Source organism: Xanthomonas sp. NCPPB 1128 (assembly GCF_001043115.1).
In the GTDB taxonomy this organism is placed as follows: domain Bacteria; phylum Pseudomonadota; class Gammaproteobacteria; order Xanthomonadales; family Xanthomonadaceae; genus Xanthomonas_A.
On record NZ_LFME01000019.1, the window covers coordinates 21,265 to 41,356 of the forward strand.

The following is a 20,092-nucleotide window of genomic DNA, read 5'->3' on the forward strand; positions in this document are numbered from 1 at the left end:
CTCCCCGTCGCGGCACCCGCTGGCGCCGCTCGCCTCACGTCATTGCGCCACGACCACACCCCATGGCATCTCACCCACCGCGATCTGCTTGATCTCCTTCATCGCCGCCGTATCGATCACGCTGACGCTGTTGGAACGGCCGTTGGCCACGTACAGCTTCTTGCCGTCCGCGCTCAGCGCCGGGTTCCACGGCCGTTGCCCGACCGGAATCTCGGCCAGGGTGCGGCGCGCGGCCGGGTCGATCACGCTGACCGTGCCGGCGCCGTTGGACGCATACACGCGGCTGCCGTCGCGGGCGATGGCGATGCCGGCGGTGCGCTGGCCGGCCGGGATGCTGGCCACGCGCTTGCGCGCCGCCAGATCGATCACGTCGACCACGTTGGCCGCCTCCTGCGCCACGTACGCCGTCTTGCCGTCGGGCGCGAACGCCATGCCGCGCGGATGTCCGCTGGTGGCGATGACGCCGGTGGACGTGCCCGCCTTCACGTCGATCACGTCCAGGTCGTTGGAGCCTTCGTTGCTGGTCAGCAACAGCGCGCCATCCGGGGTGTAGACGCAATGTTCCGGCGCCTGCCCGCGGGTGGCGATGTGCGCGCCGATCGCGAAGCTGGCCGGGTCGATCAGCATCACCTGGTTCTGCCCTTCCACGCACACCGCCAGTTGCCGGCCATCTGGCGCCACGGCGACACCTTCGGCGTTCTCGCCGATGTCGACGCTGCGCAGCACGCGGTCCTGCACGGTATCCAGCTCCAGCAGGCGATGGCCCTGCGCGTCGATGACGTACAGATGCCCGGCCGGTCCCGGCACCACCTGTTGCAGGCGCTTGCCGAGCTGGCCCTGCGCCGACAGCGTGCGCACCACGCGGTCGCTGCCGGTGTCGATCACCGAGATGGTGCCGCTGCGCTGGTTCGGCACGTAGGCCAGCGCCGTGGCGGCGGCCGCCGGTGTCGGCACGGCGGCCGCGGCAGCGTCGCCCGCGGCGGGCGCGGACGCGCGCTGGCAGGCCGCGGCGAACAGCGACAGCGCGACCACGATGGACAGACGCCACGCGTTCCTCATTGCGCGGCGCCCGCCGTCTTGTTGATGGAGTGGATGAAGGCCAGCAGCTTTTCGGTATCGCCCGGCTTGAGCACCGGACCGAACGGCGGCATCTGCCCGACCACCTTCTCGTGGCCGATCCGGGTCTTGCCGTGCGCCGTCATGCCAGCGGTGCCTTCGGTGATCAGGGTGCGCAAGGTGTCGTCGTCGCTGCCGTACACCCAGATGTCGTTGGTCAGCGGCGGGCACATGCCGCCGCCACCGGTGCCGCCGTGGCAGGCGGTGCAGCCGGCGGAGTTGAAGATCGCCTTGCCTTCGGCGACCAGCTCCGGAGTGACCTTGACCGGCGGCCCCTTCGGAATCGGCGTCACCGCCGCAGCGGGGGCCGGTGCGGCAGCCGCGGGCGTGGCCGCCGGCGCAGCGGCCGGTGCAGGCGCGGGCGCCGCGGCAGGGGTGGCCGGTGCTGGCGTGGCCGCCGGCGCTGGGGGCGTCTCCTGCTTGCCGCAAGCGGCCAGCAGCAGGAGCGAGGCAAACACGGACACAGGCAGCAGCACGGAGACGGCGCGACGACGGACGGAAGCAGGACGCATGGGGACAACACCTTTGCGGAGTGCACGATGGGAAGAGCAGGCCGCGCGAGCGGCATGTGCGGGACGACAGGAAGCAGTCATTGCGTGCGTCGGTGCTGGGCCTCCGTCAACAGGTGGGCGAGTTCGGCATTGCCGCGTTGCTGGGCCAGCGCCGCGGGCGTCTTGCCGTCGGCATCGCGCGCATCGGCCCTGGCGCCGGCGGCGAGCAGGCGCCGGGCGCTGTCCTCGCGCCCGGCGGCAGCGGCCAGCATCAACGGGGTGACGCCGGCGCGGTTCGCGCGGTCGGCCTCGGCGCCGCGCTTGAGCAGCAGGTCCAGGATCTTCGGCTCGTTGCGCGCCACCGCGAACATCACCGGGGTGAAGCCGGCCGGGTTGGCGTGGCGCACGCTGGCGCCGGCGTCGAGCAGCGCCTGCACCACGTCGGCATCGGCGTAGGAGATCGCCAGGTCCAGCGGGGTCCAGCCGTCGGTGGATACCGCCTCGACCATGGCGCGATGCGCCAACAGTTGCGCGACGCTCTTGCCGTCGTTGGACCAGGCCGCCTTCATCAACGGCGTCCAGCCATTGCTGTCGCGGCGTTCGACCTTGGCACCGGCCGCCAGCAGTTCGCCAACCAGCAGCGGCGCCTGGTTGCGGATCGCCTGCTGCAGCGGCGGCTCGCCGAGCTGGTTGGGCTTGTCGGCGCTGGCGCCATGGCGCAGCAGCCACGCCACGCGCACGCCATCGCCGGCGTCCAGCGCATGCGCCAGTTCCTCGTTGGGATCGGCACCGCCGGCAATGCGCAACTGCAGTTGCGCCAGCATGTCCGAGGAGGCCTGCGCGCTCGGCGTATCGTCTTGGTCGGCCGGCGGCGCATATGGGCCATGCGAGCGCAGGTCACCGGCGACGATGCAATCGGCGCAGGCCACCAGCGGCACGTGGTAGTCGCGCAGGATCGCGTCGATCTTGCCGGCGCTGCGCTGCATCGCTGCGTTGAGCGCATCGCGCAGCGCGGCGTTCTTGCGCGACACCGCCCACGCCATCGAATACTCCAGCACCTCGTTGTCGATGACGTTCAGCGGCACCACGCCGAGGCCGCCATGCGCGGCGTAGTAGCCGGCCACCGCCCCCCAGGATTCGGCGGCATCGAGCTTGCCCGCAGCAACCTGCTCGGCGAGCTTGCCGGGATGCTCCTGCGGCGCGCTGGCCGAGTCGTAGAACAGATACTGCACCTCGCCCTGCACGCCATGGTCGAACAGCGCCTGCCGCGCCGGCGAACTCTGGAACACGCCGACCTTGAGTTTCTTCAGCGCCGGATCGTCCAGCGACGCCGGCCGCAGGTCCAGGCCCTTGCGGGTGACCAGCACATAGCTGGAGCGATACAGCGGGCGCGTGGGCAGGCCCATCTCGAAGTCGCTGTTCATGTCCATCAGCACGTCGCAACGCCCGGCGTTGATCGTGCTGCGCGCCAGGCCGCGCTGGTAGTAGCTGCGCCATTCGTACTCCAGGCGCCGGCCCATCTCCGCGGCCACCACCTGGGCGATCTTGTTCTGGAAGCCCTCGCCTGCACGATCGGACAACGGCATGTTGCCGGGATCGGCGCAGACCCGCAGCACCGGCGCATCGGCCGGCAGCGTGGCGGCGGGCGCGGCGGAGGCGGGTGCCGCAGCGGTGGGCGGGGCAGCAGGAGCGCGAGCCGTCGCGGACGACGGCTCGCGCGTACAGCCTGCGGCGACGAGTCCGAGGCTGCACAACAGCAACACGGCGCGCGCGCCCGCAGGCAGGCGCCGCGAGACGGGCGCCATGCGGCCCCCGCTTGCACCCTGGACGCGGCGCCGCCGGCTCATCGCACCGTCTTGGCGGCGACCGCCGCGCTGCCGCCGCCCGCAGCCGCGGTGGCGGTCGCGGTGGGCGTGACGGTCTTGCCGGCGCCGTCGATGCGGAAGGTATGCACCATGCCGCCCAACGGGATCTTGTCGAAGCCGTTGCTGAAAGCCAGGCCGGCGGCACCCAGCGCGCCGTACGGGTCGCCCGGATCCAGGCCGGCGGCGACCGGCAGGCCGATCCAGCCGCCGATGCCCGAGAACACCGCCACATACTGGTGGCCGTTGGCCTTGTAGGCGATCGGGTTGCCGATGATGCCGGACGGCAACTTGGTCTCCCAGAGTTTCTTGCCGGTGTCCTTGTCCACGGCACGGAACCAGCCATCCAGCGTGCCGTAGAACACCAGCCCGCCGTCGGTGACAAGGGTGCCGCTCCACACCGGGAACTTCTCCTTGATCTCCCACTTGGACTTGCCTTCGACCACGTCGAACGCCTTGACGATGCCCAGCGCGCCCGGCTCGTTCGGCTTCATCAGCACGTTGGCGAACACGTACGGCAGGCCCATCATGGTGTTGCCGCGCTCCTGCGGATCCAGCTCCATGTGCCAGTTGTTGGTGCCGCAGAAGAACACCGCCGAGTTTGCCGGATCCACCGAGCACGGCTGCTGATCCTTGCCGCCCATCGCCGACGGGAACGCCTCGACCTTGCGGCCGCGCTCCAGCGGCGAATGCGCCGCGACCTTGACCGGGCGCCCGGTCTTCATGTCGATGCGCTCGGCCCAGTTGGCCGGCACGAACTTGTTGGCGCGCAGCAGCGTGCCGTCGCGGCGGTCGAGCACGTAGGCGAAGCCGTTGCGGTCGAACTGCACCACCGACGGGACCTGCTTGCCGTCGATGGTCAGGTCCACCAGGATCGGCTCGTTGATGCCGTCGTAGTCCCACTGGTCGAACGGCGTCTTCTGGTAGCCCCACACCGCCTCGCCGGTGTCGATCTTGCGCGCGAACAGGGTCATCGACCACTTGTTGTCGTACTCGCCGGTATCGCATTCCTTCTGCGTGGTCTTGCCGCAGCGGTACGACGGGCTCCACAGGCCTGGATTGCCGGTGCCGTAGTAGACCAACTTGAGTTTCGGGTCGTAGCTGTACCAGCCCCACGCCGCACCGCCGCCGCGCTTCCAGCCTTCGTCGGGATAGGTCTTCTCGCCGAGGTCGCCGAGCTGGCCGTGCTGCGGATTGGCCTTGTTGAAGTCCGGGCCGAGGCAGATGTCCTTGTCGGTGCCGGTGGCTTCGCAGGACCAGGCCTGCTTGCCGTCGGCCAGCGCATACGCGGCGACGCGGCCGCGCACGCCGAACTCGTTGCCGCTGATACCGGCCACCACCTTGCCGTCGGCGATGATCGGGGCCATGGTGATGGTCTCGCCCTTCTCGGGATAGGCGAGCTTCTGCTTCCACACTTCCTTGCCGGTCTTGGCATCGAGCGCGATCACATCGCCGCTGAGGCTGCCGAACACCAGCTTGCCGTCGGCGTAGGACGCACCACGGTTGACCGTGTCGCAGCAGGCCACCGCCACCGCACGCTCGTCCTGCTGCGGGGTGTACTTCCACAGCACCTTGCCGTTGTCTTCCTGCGACAGGTCGATCGCGAACACGTTGTTCGGGTAGGCGCTGACCATGTACATGGTGCTGCCGATCACCAGCGGCTGGCCTTCGTGGCCGCGGGTGGCATCGGTCTTCATCTCCCACGACATCTTCAGATTCTTGACGTTGTCGCGGTTGATCTCGGCCAGCGGGCTGTGCCGGTTCAGGCCGAAATCGCGTCCGATGCCGCCCCAGTTGTCGGGATTGGCGGCGTTGGTGGCGAACTCGCTGTCGGTATCGGCAACCGCGGCCGGCGCGGCGGCCGGCGGTTGCTGTGCGGCGGCCGGCGCGGCCGGTGCCGCGGCTTCTTCGTGCTTCTTGCAACCCGCCAGCGCCAACGCAGTGGCCAGCGCGAGCAACGTACAAGCCTGGGTACGACGTGAATGACTGTGCATCGTTCTACTCCCCTCGTTGAAGAGCCGCGACAGCTGCACCTGGGCCGGCGTGTGCCACGGAACCTGAAGCGTGGGTGTCTACGAGCAACGTCCATGCCATCGCAGCGCTGCGATGCAACATCCCTTGACGTACGGATCACAACGTCGGTTGTCGTCCCAGAGACGCGCGCCAGCGCGGTCGAAGGCGTCTCGAGAACGTGACACTTTGTGCCATGCCGCTGCATCGCGATTGGCGCAGTGCGGGCACACGTGTCGATGGCACAGCCTGCGCCATCGACGCGCATGCGACGCAAGCGCACACGGAGGCGCACGGCGGAACGCGCGACAGCAGCGCGCATTCGCCACGCATGCGCCGAGACGCGGTACTAGAGCTACGTGTGGGGTGCGCGGCGGCCGTCAGCCGCCGCGGCACAGCATCAGTGCGGCTGCGGTCCGACGCGGTCCTGCCACCACGCCAGCAGCGCGGCGCAGTCGGTGAAGTGCAGGTCGGCCAGCGCCGGCCAGGGATTGTCCGGATGCAGCAGCACGGTCGTGGCGCCGGCGTGGCGCCCGCACTGCAGGTCGTAGGCGTGATCGCCGACCATCGCCAGCGCCTGCGGCGGCACGCCCCAATGCTCGGCCAGCTGCAGCAGACCGCCCGGATGCGGCTTGGGCGGGGCCTCGTCGCGGCCGAGGATGGTCACCTCCTCGAACAGGTCATCGACCTCGATCTCTTCCAGGGTCAGCTGCGCCAGCTCGCGCGCGTTGCGGGTGAGCACCGCCAGCCGGCAATCGGCCGCATGCAGGGTGCGCAGCAGCGCCGGGGCGCCGTTGGCCGCGGTGGCCTCCTGGGCCAGCACGCGCTCGTGCTCCAACAGCCAGGCGTGCTTGCTGGCGCGCTGCGCGTCCGGCAGCGCCGCCAGGTGCTGCAGGATGTCGGCCTGCGGTGGAATCTGCAGTTCGCGGCGGATCAGCGCGAAATCGTGCACGGCGCGGGTCAGGGTGCCGTCCATGTCGAACACCCAGTGGCGCACCTGGCACAGCGCCTCGGCCGGCGGCGGCGTGACGGCGTGCATCGCGCTCAATCCCAGCCCGGCATCTGCGCGCCGTCCAGGCCGCCGGTCTCGAACACCGCGGTGCGGGTGCCTCCTGCCTTCACCGGGAAGGTGATCTGCAGCACCGTGGTCTTGCGCGCCAGCTTCCACAGCGCCTTGTCGTCGCTGATGAACATGGCGATGGCCTCGTCGGTCTTGGGCCGCCAGGCCGCGGCCGCGTGCGGCGGCGCGTCGTCGGCCTTCAGTTCCACCTTGCAGCCGCCGGCGCAGCGGAAATCGCCGGACTGCAGCACCAGGTAGGCGCTGCGCTTCCATTCCGGATGGTCGCGGAACACCAGTTGCACCGGCTTGGGTCCGCTGCCGTCCACATCGACCTTGTCGCGGCTGTACAGCATCGCCGAGCGCTGCACGCCCTTGCCGGCCGGCACCTGCGAGTACTGCCAGGCCGCCTGCATGCGCCGCAGTTCGCGCGCCGCCTCGCCCTTGGCCTTGACCTCGGCGTAGCCGGGCTGGATGCGTTCGGCCGCGTCCGAGCCCGGATACTGCTGCAGCAGCGCCGCGCCGTGGATCCGCGCCAGGTCCCAGTTGCCGGACTTCACCGCGGCGTCGTACTGCTTGGCCAGGTCGTCGGCGGCCTGCGCCTTGGCCTGCGCTTCGGCCGCGGCCTGCGCCTTGCGCTCGGCCTCGTGATCGCCGCAAGCGGCCAGGGCGACGGCGCACAGCGCGCCGAGCAGGATGCGTTTCATCGTGGGGTTCCTCGTTGGATCAGGGTGTCGATGGCCTGCGCGACCTCGGCGGGCTTCTCGACGATGGACATATGGCCGCTGTCGTCCAGCAGCACCTGGATCGCCTGCGGCAGGCGCTGCGCGTACAGCGCCAGCGCGCTGGCGTCGATCACCGCGTCCTGCACGCAGTTCAGCAGCAGCGCCGGCTGGCGGATGCGCGCGGCCTCCTCGAACGGCAGGAACGCCTCCTCGCCGCGGCCGATACGCGCCAGCACCTGCTGTTCGAACGCGGCCTCGCGGCGGCGCCAGGCCACCACCGCCGGCACCGCCCAGCGCGGGATGCGCGGCTTGGCGCGCTCGAGCAGGAACACGGTGTCGATATAGCGCTGCAACGACGCGGCATCGTGCACCGCGAACGGATTGTGCCCGTCCAGCACCGCCTGGCCGAACGCATTGTCAGCGAAGCGCACACCGGCGGCATTGAACAGGCCGACACGGTCGAACACCGTCGGATGGCGCGCCGCGGCCAGCGCGGCGATGCCGCCGCCCATCGAGTGCCCGAGCAGCACGCATTCGCTGCCCGTACGGCGCGCGCACTGCAGTGCGAACGCGGCCACGCGCTCGGCCTGCGCGACGAAGCCGTAGTCCTGCCCGGCGATGCGTTGGCTCTCGGCCCAGCCGGGCAGATCCGGGATCACCAGGTGGTAGCGCGTGCCCAGCGCGCGCGCCAGCGGCAGCCAGTTCTCCTTGCTGCCGGTGAAGCCGTGCACCAGCAACAGCGTCGGCGCGGCGGGATCGGCCGCAGCGCGCACCAGATAGGTCCAGGTGTGTCCGGCGACCTGCGTCTGGCGCCGTTGCAGCCCGCTGCCGCGGCGCTGGCGCAGGCTCTCCAGCCGGACCAGCAGGAACGGATCGCGCAGCACCAGCACCACGCCGATCAGCGCCGCCACCATCAGCAGCACGCCGGCCAGCAACAGCCAGGCCATCGTCAACACCAGCACGGCGACACCGAAAGGCGGAGACGGGTCATGCGCTCACACCACCACGTCGGCTTCGCCGAGATGGATCGCCAGCCATACGGTCGGCTGCGCGGGATCGGTGAAGGTCACCCAATGCGGCGTATCGGCCGGAATGAACAGATGATCGCCCGGTGCCAGCGCGACCTCGCGCTCGCACAGCGCCACCCGCGCGCTGCCGCGCAACAGCAGGACCCATTCGTCGTGTGCCTGCTGGTAGGGCGTGTCCTGCGGCGTGGTCTGCCCGTGCGAGACGATGCGCTCCACGCGGCAACCGGAGCGCCGAAGCAGCTCGGTGAAGATTTCGCCACCACGCGCATCGGGCAGCGCGGCCAGCAAGGAACCGGAGAGGGCGTGCGCGTCGGTCATCTCAGCACCGCCTCGACGGGCGCAGGTGAGTCCGCTCGCATCGGAATCGGCAGTGTCCTGCCATGGCGATGGCGCTTGCAGCGAAGACTGGAGCGGCGGTGGCGAACGGGGTCATGCACGCATGGGCCGAGGACCATCGGGACTGCCGAGGATATCGCGAATGCGTGGCAGCGGGTCGCTGCCCGCGAGCAGCGGCATGTGTGGAATTCGTTAACGCCGCGATGGACCGGCGCGCGTTTCGTGCAGGAAGCGCATATGACGCCGCGCGGCGCGACATTCTGCGGCACGTGCGCAACCATGCCGCCGCGACGATCGCGCCTGCCCCGCGCGACGCGATCGCGCAACAGGCCGGCCGCACAAACGCACACGGCGCCGGGATCGCTCCCGGCGCCGTGTGCGCGGTCTTCAGCAGGCGGCGCGCGTCAGTGCGCGGTGCTGCCGGCCTTGGCCTTGTCCAGCATCTCCTGCACCGACACCGTGGTGATCGGGTGGTAGCCGGGCTTCGCCTTGGCGAACACGTCCTCGGCGAACGCCAGCCCGTCCGGGGTCTTCACCAGTTCGGCGTAGATCGGCAGGATCAGCTTGCGGCGACCGACGCGGGCGATGAACTCGCCGGCGGCCGGACGCGCGTCCACGTAGCCGCTGCGGATCGCCAGCGGGTACCAGCGCATGGCGATCTCGCCGTTGGCGGTACCGGTGAAGTGGTAGGCGTCGTCGAGCTGCTTGAGCTGCGCCGGCGTCAGCTTCTCGCCCAGGCCGCTGAGGAAGCGCGTCCATTCCTGGGTGCTCCAGGCATCGGTCACCTGCTTGCCCGGCAGCGTGCCGCTGCCGGTCCAGGCGATGCGCGCGGTATCGACCATGGCGAAGTTGCGCGAGCGCGCCTTCTGCGCGAACGCCGGAATGCCCGGCTCGTCCAGCCACGCGTGCAGTTCCTGCGCGGTCACCGCATTCGGCTTCTTGGCCAGAAGATGCGTCTTGAGATACGCGACGAACTGATCGGTGTTGGCGCTCTGGAAGGCGTGGTCGTCGAACCAGCCGCGCAGGAACGGATCGAAGGTGTCGCGGCCGAAGCGCTGCTCCAGGAACTGCAGGAACCACGCGCCCTTGACGTAGGCGACCTGGCTCAGCGCCTCGTCCGGATCGCGCTCGGTCAGCGCCGGCAGCGCCAGCGCCTGGTCGGCCGGGCTCATGCCCTTCAGTTCGGCCAGCAGATCGGTCTGGTCGATCTCGCGCTCCATCTCCGCCGCTTCGGGGCCGTACAGCGCCTCGGTGATGCGTGCCTGCACGTAGGTGGTGAAACCTTCGTTGAGCCAGATGTCCTTCCAGCTGGCGTTGGTCACCAGGTTGCCGGACCAGCTATGCGCCAGCTCGTGCGCGATCAGCGACACCAGCGACTTGTCGCCGACGATCACCGTCGGCGTGGCGAAGGTCAGGCGCGGATTCTCCATGCCGCCGAACGGGAACGACGGCGGCAGCACCAGCATGTCGTAGCGGCCCCAGCGGTACGGACCGTACAGCGTCTCCGCGGCCACGATCATCTTCTCGGTGTCCTCGAACTCCTTGGCCGCCTTGTCGACCATCGCCGGCTCGGCCCACACGCCCGAGCGCGCCGAGATCGGCTTGAACACCAGGTCGCCGGCAGCGATCGCCAGCAGGTAGGACGGGATCGGCTGCGGCATCTTGAAGCGGTAGTCGCCGTTGCGCACCGCCTTGGGATCGTTGTCGGCGCTCATCAGCACCATCACGTCCGGGCGCGAGACCACGTGCGCGCTGTAGGTGAAGCGCACGCTCGGCGTGTCCTGCAGCGGCACCCACGAACGCGCGTGGATCGCCTGCGACTGGCTGAACATGAAGGGCAGCTTCTTGCCCTCGGTCATCGACGGCTCCAGCCACTGCAGGCCCGAGGCGGTCGGCGCGGTGTGGTAGGTGATGCTGATCTTCTGCGGCTGCGTCGGCGCCTCGATGGTCAGCTTGCTGCCGTAGATCTTGTCCGCGGGCGCCAGCGCGTACTGCAGCGGCGCCTGCTGGCCCTTGCCGTCGTCGGCCTGCACCTTCTCGATGGTCAGGTCGCGCGTGTCCAGCACCAGTTGCTTGGCGCTCTTGTCCTTCCAGTCCAGCGTGTAGGTGGCGGTACCGCCGATCTGCTTGCTGTCGAAATCCAGCTTCAGATCCAGCGCCAGATCCTTGATCACGACCTTGGACGGCTCGGCGTAGGAGGTCTCGTCGTGGCTGCGGTCGGCCGGCTTGGCCGCGGCGGGTGCCGGCTTGGCGGCAGGTGCGGCCGCATCGGGCGCGGACGCTTCACGGGAACACCCGGACGCGACCATCGCGGCCAGGGACAACAACAGGAACGGGGAACGCATGGCAGACAGCACCGGTTCGGGGAAACCGGAAGTTTACCGGAAGGCGGGGATTGGGGATTCGGGAGTGGGGATTCGCAACGGCAACGCGGCGCGCGCACTTTTACGAATCCCGAATCTCCAATCGAAGCGGGGATTGGGGATTGGGGATTCGCAGCAGCGAACAGCCGGCGCGCTTCCGAATCCCGAATCTTCAATCTCCAATCCCTGCTCCACTCAGATCTTGTAGCCGAGTGGATCGCCACGATGCCGCCGGCAAGGTTCTTGTAGTGGCTGCGGGCGAAGCCGGCTTCTTCCATCCTTGCCTTCGCGTCCTGCGGCGGATACTTGCGCCGGCACCGCCGGACCGCGCGTCGGGACTGAAGTCCCTCCCACAAGGACTACCCAGCGTGCGCGATCGGTCAGCAACCGATCGCCCGCTCTTGCGATTCCCCAATCCCGATTCCCGAATACCGGCCTCCTGCGGCCGATGCTTGCACCAGCACCGCCGGACCGCGCGTCGGGACTGAAGTCCCTCCCACAAGGACAGCCCAGCACCGCGATCGGTCAGCAACCGATCGCCCGCTCTTGCGATTCCCGAATCCCGATTCCCGAATCCCGGCTTTCTGTGGCAGATGCTTGCACCGGCACCGCCGGACCCCGCGTCGGGACTGAAGTCCCTCCCACAAAGACGGCACAGGCCCCGCGATCGGTCAGCACCGATCGCCTGCTCTTACGATTCCCGAATCCCGATTCCCCAATCCCGGCTTCTAAATCTTATAGCCCGAATGGATCGCCACGATCCCGCCGGTGAGATTCTTGTAGTGGCTGCGGGCGAAGCCGGCTGCTTCCATCATCGCCTTCAGCGCGTCCTGCGGCGGATGCTTGCGGATGCTCTCGGCCAGGTACTGGTAGCTGTCGGCGTCCTTGGCGAACAGTTGGCCCAGGCGCGGCAGCACCTTGAACGAATGGAAGTCGTACAGCGGCTTGAACCAGTCGGCGGTGACTTCGGAGAACTCCAGCACCCGCGCCTGGCCGCCGACCTTGAGCACGCGGTACATCTCGCGCAGCGCGGCGTCCTTGTCGGTGACGTTGCGCAGGCCGAAGGCGATGGTCACCAGGTCGAAGCTCTGGTCCGGGAACGGCAGCGCCTCGGCGTTGCATTGCACGTAGTCCAGGCCCGCGACCAGGCCGCGGTTGGTGAGGCGGTCGCGGCCCACTGAGAGCATGCCGGCGTTGATGTCGCCCAGCACGATCTCGCCGTCGGCGCCGACCCGGTCCTTCAGCAGCGCGGCGATGTCGCCGGTGCCGCCGGCCAGGTCGAGCACGCGGTCGCCCGGCTTGACCTGCGCGGTGGCGACGAAATAGCGCTTCCAGACCCGATGGATGCCCATGCTCATCAGGTCGTTCATCAGGTCGTAGTTGCCGGCGACCGAGGTGAAGACCTCGCCGACCAGCTTCTGCTTGTCCTTGGCGGCGACGTCGCGGAAGCCGAAATGGGTGGTGCCGGTCTTGTAGGGGGATTCGCTCATGCCGGGATTATCGCACTGCCGGCCGCTGCGTGCCGGTGAAGCGCGGCCCGGGATGACAGCCGCCGGCCGCCTGGGCCAGACTGCCGGCCATTCCCTTTCCCCCGGCCCTCCCATGCTGACCACGCCCGACTACCGCGCCCTGCTCGACACCGCCATCGCCGAAGCCCGCCAGGGCCTGGCCGAGGGCGGCATCCCGATCGGCGCCGCCCTGTACCACCGCGACGGCCGCCTGCTCGGCTGCGGCCACAACCGCCGCGTGCAGGAAGGCGACCCGTCCGTGCACGGCGAGACCGACGCGTTCCGCAAGGCCGGACGCCAGCGCCGCTACAAGGACACCATCATGGTCACCACCCTGGCGCCGTGCTGGTACTGCAGCGGCCTGGTGCGGCAGTTCAACATCGGCACCGTGGTGGTCGGCGAATCGGTGACCTTCCAGGGCGGTATCGATTGGCTGCGCGAGAGCGGCGTGGAGGTCATCGACCTGCACAGCCAGGAGTGCATCGACCTGCTCGGTGGCTTCATCGCCGCGCACCCGGACGTGTGGAACGAGGATATCGGCGAGGACTGAACCTCGCGTCGCCGCGCCGGTCCAGGCGCGGCGGCCCTGACGACGCGGTTCGGGCGACAGCGTTGCCCAGTTGCCCCCCCGTCACGCCCTGCCGGCACGCGTGCTGCCGGCACGACGGGTCATTGCCCCGGAATCACCCGAGCCGCCACGGCGCCCACGGCCGGTACCTGACACGCAAGTGTTATATTATTTCAATATTCGACACCGACCGTCACGCATGCCGCCCGCTGCTTCCGTTTCCGCTGCGCCCGCGTCCCTCACCCTGCCCGCCACCGCCTCGGCCAGCGCGCGCCTGGCCTCGATCGACTTGCTGCGCGGCACGGTGATGCTGCTGATGCTGCTCGACCACGTGCGCGAGACCTTTCACTACCATCACCCGGTGGGCGACCCGATGGACGTGGAGAACACCGCGCCGGCGCTGTTCGTCGCGCGCACGCTGGCGCACCTGTGCGCGCCGGTGTTCGTGTTCCTCACCGGGCTGTCGGCCTGGCTGTACGCGGCGCGGCAGGCCGACGGCCGCGCGGCGGCGGCCAGCTTCCTGCTCAAGCGCGGCCTGTTCCTGATCGTGCTGGAGCTGACCCTGGTCAACCTGGCCTGGAGCGGCGCCTTTCCGCCGCAGGCGCTGTACCTGCAGGTGATCTGGGCGATCGGCCTGAGCATGCTCGCCCTGGCCGCGCTGCTGTGGCTGCCGCGGCCGGCACTGGCCCTGCTGGGCGCGGCGCTGGTCGCCGGCCACCACCTGCTGGACGATGTGCAGGTGCAGGGCGACGGCCCGCTCGCGGCGGTCTGGGCGGTGCTGCACGACCGGCGCTGGCTGGAGCTGGGCGACCTGCGCCTGCGCACCTCCTACCCGGTGCTGCCGTGGATCGGGGTGATCGCGCTCGGCTACGCCGCCGGCCCCTGGTACGGCGCCGCCACCGACCCGGCGCAACGCCAGCAGCGCCTGCTGGCCTGGGGGCTGGGCGCACTGGCTGCCTTCCATCTGCTGCGCTGGCACAACGGCTACGGCGACGCGCCCTGGCAGCTCCAGGACGATCTCGCGCATACCGCGATGAGCTTCTTCAACGTTACCAAGTACCCGCCGTCGCTGCAGTTCCTGCTGCTGACCCTGGGCGTGGGCCTGCTGTTGCTGCGCCTGTACGAACACCCCGCCGTGGCCCGCGCGCTGGCGCCGCTGGCGGCGATCGGCGCGGCGCCGATGTTCTTCTACCTGCTGCACCTGTACGTACTGAAGCTCGCCTACCTGGCCACGCTGGCGCTGTGGGGCGCCAACCAGGGCGATCTGTTCGGCGTGGACAGCGTGGCCGCGCTGTGGGCGATCGCCGCCTTGCTGGGCCTGGCCCTGTACTGGCCCACCGCCGCGTTCGCGCGGCTGAAGGCACGGCGCCGCGACCTGGCCTGGCTGCGCTACTTCTAGGGCGCCGCGGTTCATCTGCATGCAATGCAGGCGTGGTCGACTGCCGGTTCCCTTGCCGCGCCTGGAGACCTGCGATGTCCACCCGCCTGCCGCAGTTGCTGCTGATCGGCCTGACCCTTGCCGCCTGCGCCGGATGCGCGACCGCGGCGAGCAAGCGCGACGCCTGGGTGGTGCAGCAGATCCACGACTACAACCATCCCTACGCCGCGCAGCGCGCCGAACTGGACACCAAGATGGCGACCATGGCCGGCAGCGCCTACGCCTTCTACCGCGGCACCGACCACATCTTCTATAAGGACATGACCACCCTGCCGGACTCGCTGTGGACCTCGCCGCAGACCGGCTATACCTGGCTCGGCGGCGACACCCACATCGGCAACTTCGATGCGGCGCGCGACAGCAGCGGCAAGGCGGTGTTCAAGGTCGCCGACTTCGACGAAGGCCACCTCGGCCAGTACGTGTGGGACCTGCGCCGGCTGGCCGCGAGCATGGTCCTGGCCGGCCGCGACAACGGCCTGTCCGACAGCGACATCGGCGACGCCATCGACACCATGGTCGGCGCCTACCTGGACAAGATCGCCGATTTCCGCGGCAGCGACGCCGAAGCGAGCTTCCAGCTGAGCAAGCGCAACACCAGCGGCGCCGTGGCCAAGATCATCGACAGCGCCGACGGCAAGAGCCGCAGCAACCTGCTGTCCAAGTACACCGTGGTCAACGGCGGCAAGCGCCAGTTCCAGGACCTGGACAACCTGGTCGCGGTGGACGCCAGCACCACCTCGGCGGTGGCCGCGGCGATGAACGGCTACATCGGCTCGATCGCCGCGTCCAAGCGCTATGCGTCCAGCTACTACACCATCAAGGACGTGCGCCAGAAGCTGGGCTCGGGCACCGGCAGCCTCGGCCGCCTGCGCCTGTACGTGCTGATCGAAGGCCCGAGCACGTCGACCAGCGACGACGTGATCCTGGAATGGAAGCAGGAAGCGGCCAGCGTGGTCGCGGTGGCCGCGCCGTCGCAGATGCCGGCCTCCACCTACGACAACAACGAGGGCGCGCGGGTCGCGCGCACCGCCAAGGCGCAGACCATCGACGCCGACGTGCTGGTCGGCTACGCCAGCGTCAACGGCACCCCGTTCTACGTGCACGAGAAGTCGCCGTTCCAGCAGGACCTGGACCCGACTGCGCTGGACAGCGCCGGCAAGCTCGCCACCGCCGCCACCTACCTGGGCCAGGCCCTGGCCTCGGCGCACGCGCTGGCCGACCAGGACTACGACCCGAACGTGGTGCCCTATAGCATCGACAAGCAGATCGACCAGGCGGTCACCAGCAAGAGCGGCCTGAAATCGGAACTGCGCCAGTTCGCGTTCGACTACGCCGCGCAGGTGCAACTGGACTGGCAGTCGTTCGTGGCCGCGTACAAGGCGGGTACGCCGCTGTATTGAACGCGGCGGGGGTGGCCGGGATCGCCCACGCCGTCTTGGCGCTGCGGGAAACATACCCCGGCCTGCGGCACGCTCTCCTGTCGGAGCGACTCGTCCCCATTTGTGGGATCAGTCGCGACGAGGCGTTACCGGCAAGTCCCGTCACGACGGAAGTCGCTCCTTGTATCTGGACATGGAGCCCTGATGGCGTTATGTCTACGGTTCTTCTTTTCGTCCGGCACGCAAATCTCAAGCGAAAGCAAAGGCTTTCGCCCTTACGGGCGAGTTACTTTTCTTTGCTCGCGCAAAGAAAAGGTAACCAAAAGAAAGCGCGCCCTGCCTCGCGCCCTCCGCGCTAACGCGCTCCGGGTCCGCGTCCATCACGGGGATCCGCGGAAGAAGGGGCATCCTGCCCCTGCCGCGGACGGCGCACATCCCTGTGCGCCGCCCTTCGGGTTTCTCCCCGCGATGGCCGCCGCTTCGGAAGGGAACCCAGTAAGTCAAAAGCAAGGGCAAGGACAAGAGCCAAAGCTAAGCGACCGCGACTCGCACAGGGACTCGTGGTGATCGCTGTCCGGGCGCGATGTGGGAGGGACCTGCGTCCCCTTTTGTGGGATCAGGCACGACGGCTTCCGAGGTCAGATCGTCCGCCTACTCAGCTCGTCGTGGTTGCATGACAGTTGACTCCCACAAAGGGGAACGCATCGCGGGCGTGCGTCGACCCGGAACTACAGGATGTACCGGCTCAGATCCGGATCCTGCACCAGCTCGCCCAGGTGCGCATCGACGTAGGCCGCGTCCACGGTGACGCTTTGCCCGTCGCGGTCCGGGGCTTCGTAGCTCAGCGTGTCGAGCAGGCGCTCGAGCACGGTGTGCAGGCGCCGCGCACCGATGTTTTCCTGGCGCTCGTTGACCAGGAACGCGATCTCCGCCAGGCGCGCGATGGCGTCGTCGGTGAAGCGCAGGCTCACGCCTTCGGTCAGCAACAGCGCCTCGTACTGCTTGGTCAGCGCGGCCTTCGGTTCGGTGAGGATGCGGATGAAATCGTCCTTCGACAGCGCCGACAGCTCCACGCGGATCGGGAAGCGGCCCTGCAGCTCCGGGATCAGGTCGCTGGGCTTGGCCAGGTGGAATGCGCCGGACGCGATGAACAAGATGTGGTCGGTCTTGACCGTGCCGTACTTGGTGCTGACGTTGGAGCCTTCCACCAACGGCAGCAGATCGCGCTGCACGCCTTCGCGCGAGACATCGCCACCGGTGGCGCCGGCCTCGCTGCGCTTGGCCACCTTGTCGATCTCGTCGATGAACACGATGCCGTGCTGTTCGCAGGCCTCGATCGCCGCCGCGCGCACATCGTCCTCGTTGACCAGCTTGCCGGCCTCTTCCTCGATCAGCAGCGGGCGCGCGGCCTTGATGGTCAGCTTGCGCGACTGCGACTTGCCGCCGCCCAGGTTGGAGAACATCTGCCGCAGCTGCTGGCCCATTTCCTCCATGCCCGGCGGGGTCATGATGTCCATGCTGACGTTGACCGCGACGTCCAGTTCGATCTCGCGCTCGTCCAGCTCGCCGGCGCGCAGCATGCGCCGGAACTTGCTGCGGGTGTCGTTGTCCTGCGCCGACGGCTCGTTGCGCGCGGCTTCGGGATCGAAGCCGATGCCGGCGCTGCGCCGCGGCAGCAGCGCATCGAGGATGCGGTCCTCGGCGCGCTCTTCGGCCTGCGTGCGCACGCGGGTCTTGGCCTGCTCGCGGTACAGCTTGACCGCGGTATCCGCCAGGTCGCGCACGATCTGCTCCACGTCCTTGCCGACGTAGCCGACCTCGGTGAAGCGGGTCGCTTCGACCTTGACGAAGGGCGCATTGGCCAGCGTCGCCAGGCGCCGCGCGATCTCGGTCTTGCCGACGCCGGTGGGGCCGATCATCAGGATGTTCTTCGGCATCACTTCGTTGCGCAGCGCGTCGGGCAACTGCATGCGCCGCCAGCGGTTGCGCAGCGCGATCGCCACCGCGCGCTTGGCCTCGTGCTGGCCGACGATGTGGCGGTCCAGCTCCTGCACGATCTCGCGCGGGGTCATGGTGGAGGTATCGGGATTTGGCATTGGGGATTGGGGATTCGTAAGAGCGGAGGAGGAGAGATCGATGCGTGGCCGGATACCGGGAGGGAGTCGCTCAGCGAATCCCCACTCCCGACTCCCGAATCACAGCTCTTCGACCACCACGTTGCGATTGGTGTAGATGCAGATGTCGCCGGCGATGTTCAGCGCTTCGGTGGCGATGGTGCGTGCGTCCAGCGTGGTGTGGCCGAGCAGCGCGCGTGCCGCCGACAGGGCATAGGAACCGCCGGAGCCGATGGCGATGATGCCGTCCTCCGGCTCGATCACATCGCCGGTGCCGCTGATGATCAGCGAGGTCTCTTTGTCGGCCACCGCCAGCAGCGCCTCGAGCTTGCCGAGGCGGCGTTCGGTGCGCCAATCCTTGGCCAGCTCCACCGCGGCGCGGGTCAGCTGGCCGTGCTTCTCCAGCTTGGCCTCGAACAGTTCGAACAGGGTGAACGCATCGGCGGCGGCGCCGGCAAACCCGGCCAGCACCTGGCCCTCGCGGCCGAGCCGGCGCACCTTGCGCGCATTGCCCTTCATCACGGTGTGGCCCAGGGTCACCTGGCCGTCGCCGGCCACGGCGACACGGCCATCGCGGCGCACCGACAGGATCGTGGTGGCGTGGAAAACATTGGGGTTCTGACTGGGATCCATGCGGCCTCCGGAGCGATGACTCAGGTGTGGGGGCTGGCGGCGCGCGGTTCAAGCGTCGCCGGTCGTGGAGGGGGCGTCGCCGAGCCGGGCGTGCGCCGGCCGTGCCGGATCGGCGGCGATGCCCCAAGCGACGAACCAGTCATCGCCCTCGGTCTCGATCGGATGCAGCGTGCGCCCGGCGCCGTTGCCGCAGGCCAGGTCGTGTGCGGCGCAATAGCGGTCGCAGCCCCAGCACAGGCGTTCGGGGTGACGCGGCGCCAGCGGAAAGGGTTTGGCCATCGGTACGCCCTCGCGACGTGGGAGGGCAGTGTCGTCGCGCCTTGATCCAGAACAAGCGCGGAGCGACAGCGGCCGTGTCGGCCGCGATCACCCAGTCAGGACTTGCGCTTGGCGCGCGGGTGCGCCGCGTCGTAGACCTTGGCCAGGTGCTGGAAGTCCAGGTGGGTGTAGATCTGCGTGGTGGCGATGTCGGCATGGCCCAGCAATTCCTGCACGCCGCGCAGATCGCCCGAGGATTCCAGGATGTGACTGGCGAAACTGTGCCGCAGCATGTGCGGATGCACGTGCTTGAACAGGCCCTGGCGCCCGGCCAATTGCTTGATCCGGATCTGCACCGCACGCGCGCCGATCGGCGCCCCGCCCCGCCCCGGGAACACCGGCGCGGCGGCCTCGCCCCGGCTTTCCTCGCGCCACGCCAGCAGCGCGGTGCGCGCATGCGAGCCGACCGGCACCAGCCGCTGCTTGTTGCCCTTGCCCAGCACGCTGACCATGCCGGCGACGAAATCCAGATCGCGCCAGCGCAGCGCGCACAACTCGCTCAGGCGCAGGCCGGAGGAATAGAACAGCTCCAGCAGCGCGCGGTCGCGCAGGCCCAGCGGCGCATCGGTCGGCACTTCGACCAGGCGCACCGCCTCGTCGGCGTCGAGCACCTGCGGCAGCTTGCGTGGCGCCTTCGGCGCGCGCAACGCCGCGGCCGGGCTGGTGGCGATGCGGCCGTGCTTGAGCAACCACGCATAGAAGCTGCGGCACGCCGACAACCGCCGCTGCAGGCTCTTGGGCGACAGCCCGCGACGGTGTTCGGCGGCGATGAAGTTGCGCAGTTGCGCGGCATCGAGCGCGGCGGGTTCGCCGAGCAGGTTGGCCGCGGCCCACGCCTCCAGCGCCGCCAGGTCGCGCCGGTACGCGTCCAGGGTATGCGCGGACATGCGCCGCTCGACCTGCAGGTAGGCGAGGAAGGCGGGGATCATGAGCAGCAGCCGGCGCCTGCCAGGTCTCGGGCCATTGGCCTCGCGCGGTGCAGCGACCGCGCTGCGGTGGAGTCTTGCCGCCTTGCATGCCGCGACATGGCGACAGCGGTGGCGACACGACGCGCGGGGCGGGCAATGACGAGCGCGCAGCGCTGGCGCACGAGGCCAGCGGCTGCGATGTCGTCCCGGGCCGCGGGTCCCGGGTCCCGGGTCCCGG

At 69.2% G+C, this 20,092-nt stretch carries 17 protein-coding genes and 1 pseudogene; 3 read left to right on the plus strand and 15 right to left on the minus strand.

The annotated features are described in order from the left end of the window. Positions 1–39: 39 nt before the first annotated feature. The 11 genes and pseudogenes from ACP93_RS12655 to ubiE all read right to left on the minus strand — a co-directional run bounded on the left by ACP93_RS12655 (position 40) and on the right by ubiE (position 12,478). Positions 40–1,059 carry a beta-propeller fold lactonase family protein gene (locus ACP93_RS12655; protein ID WP_048491043.1) on the minus strand — a complete coding sequence of 340 codons (1,020 nt, stop codon included), beginning with the start codon at positions 1,057–1,059 and terminating at the stop codon, positions 40–42. Next, on the minus strand, positions 1,056–1,709 hold the full coding sequence (locus ACP93_RS12660) for a c-type cytochrome (RefSeq protein ID WP_343123109.1): 654 nt from the start codon (positions 1,707–1,709) through the stop codon (positions 1,056–1,058). The genes ACP93_RS12655 and ACP93_RS12660 overlap by 4 nt, the downstream gene beginning before the upstream one ends. Beyond that, positions 1,706–3,412, minus strand: coding sequence for a quinoprotein dehydrogenase-associated putative ABC transporter substrate-binding protein (locus ACP93_RS12665; protein ID WP_228136028.1), 1,707 nt, complete (start codon positions 3,410–3,412; stop codon positions 1,706–1,708). Before ACP93_RS12665 ends, ACP93_RS12660 begins: the two co-directional genes overlap by 4 nt. Before the next feature lie 38 nt (positions 3,413–3,450). Next, positions 3,451–5,463 (minus strand): methanol/ethanol family PQQ-dependent dehydrogenase, encoded by a 2,013-nt coding sequence (locus tag ACP93_RS12670; protein ID WP_048491046.1) that lies wholly within the window; start codon positions 5,461–5,463, stop codon positions 3,451–3,453. A gap of 416 nt (positions 5,464–5,879) precedes the next feature. Continuing rightward, entirely contained in the window at positions 5,880–6,518 is a 639-nt protein-coding gene (locus tag ACP93_RS12675; RefSeq protein WP_048491047.1) for an HAD family hydrolase, read from the minus strand. A gap of 5 nt (positions 6,519–6,523) precedes the next feature. Then, complete coding sequence (locus ACP93_RS12680; RefSeq protein WP_017910020.1) at positions 6,524–7,243, minus strand: hypothetical protein; 720 nt, start codon at positions 7,241–7,243, stop codon at positions 6,524–6,526. Continuing rightward, positions 7,240–8,223, minus strand: coding sequence for an alpha/beta fold hydrolase (locus tag ACP93_RS12685; protein WP_048491048.1), 984 nt, complete (start codon positions 8,221–8,223; stop codon positions 7,240–7,242). The genes ACP93_RS12680 and ACP93_RS12685 overlap by 4 nt, the downstream gene beginning before the upstream one ends. A gap of 33 nt (positions 8,224–8,256) precedes the next feature. After that, positions 8,257–8,607, minus strand: coding sequence for a cupin domain-containing protein (locus ACP93_RS12690; protein WP_048491049.1), 351 nt, complete (start codon positions 8,605–8,607; stop codon positions 8,257–8,259). Positions 8,608–9,029: 422 nt separating this feature from the next. After that, entirely contained in the window at positions 9,030–10,970 is a 1,941-nt protein-coding gene (locus ACP93_RS12695; RefSeq protein WP_048491050.1) for a M1 family metallopeptidase, read from the minus strand. Positions 10,971–11,197: 227 nt separating this feature from the next. Further along, positions 11,198–11,299: pseudogene (locus ACP93_RS21505) on the minus strand (class I SAM-dependent methyltransferase); the annotation flags it as partial. 417 nt (positions 11,300–11,716) lie between these two features. After that, the gene (ubiE, locus tag ACP93_RS12700; RefSeq protein ID WP_048491051.1) at positions 11,717–12,478 is read right to left on the minus strand and encodes a bifunctional demethylmenaquinone methyltransferase/2-methoxy-6-polyprenyl-1,4-benzoquinol methylase UbiE; all 762 of its coding nucleotides are present in this window, start codon (positions 12,476–12,478) and stop codon (positions 11,717–11,719) included. Positions 12,479–12,590: 112 nt separating this feature from the next. On the opposite strand from ubiE, the gene ACP93_RS12705 reads away from it, so the two are divergent. From ACP93_RS12705 to ACP93_RS12715, 3 genes are all read left to right on the plus strand, one after another. Then, on the plus strand, positions 12,591–13,046 hold the full coding sequence (locus ACP93_RS12705; protein WP_010341927.1) for a nucleoside deaminase: 456 nt from the start codon (positions 12,591–12,593) through the stop codon (positions 13,044–13,046). Positions 13,047–13,263: 217 nt separating this feature from the next. Further along, positions 13,264–14,463: an acetyltransferase domain-containing protein gene (locus tag ACP93_RS12710; protein WP_048491052.1), complete on the plus strand. Its 1,200-nt coding sequence runs from the start codon at positions 13,264–13,266 to the stop codon at positions 14,461–14,463. 74 nt (positions 14,464–14,537) lie between these two features. Next, complete coding sequence (locus tag ACP93_RS12715; protein ID WP_048491053.1) at positions 14,538–15,902, plus strand: DUF2252 domain-containing protein; 1,365 nt, start codon at positions 14,538–14,540, stop codon at positions 15,900–15,902. Positions 15,903–16,609: 707 nt separating this feature from the next. Here ACP93_RS12715 and hslU read toward each other — a convergent pair. The 4 genes from hslU to xerC form a co-directional block, all read right to left on the minus strand. After that, positions 16,610–17,977 carry an ATP-dependent protease ATPase subunit HslU gene (hslU, locus tag ACP93_RS12720; protein ID WP_048491054.1) on the minus strand — a complete coding sequence of 456 codons (1,368 nt, stop codon included), beginning with the start codon at positions 17,975–17,977 and terminating at the stop codon, positions 16,610–16,612. A gap of 99 nt (positions 17,978–18,076) precedes the next feature. After that, positions 18,077–18,628, minus strand: coding sequence for an ATP-dependent protease subunit HslV (hslV, locus tag ACP93_RS12725; RefSeq protein WP_048491055.1), 552 nt, complete (start codon positions 18,626–18,628; stop codon positions 18,077–18,079). 48 nt (positions 18,629–18,676) lie between these two features. Then, entirely contained in the window at positions 18,677–18,907 is a 231-nt protein-coding gene (locus ACP93_RS12730; protein WP_048491056.1) for a DUF3079 domain-containing protein, read from the minus strand. Between the two features lie 95 nt (positions 18,908–19,002). Further along, a complete protein-coding gene (gene xerC / locus ACP93_RS12735; RefSeq protein WP_082143455.1) occupies positions 19,003–19,875 on the minus strand; it encodes a tyrosine recombinase XerC in 873 nt (290 codons plus the stop codon). Positions 19,876–20,092 lie beyond the last annotated feature (217 nt).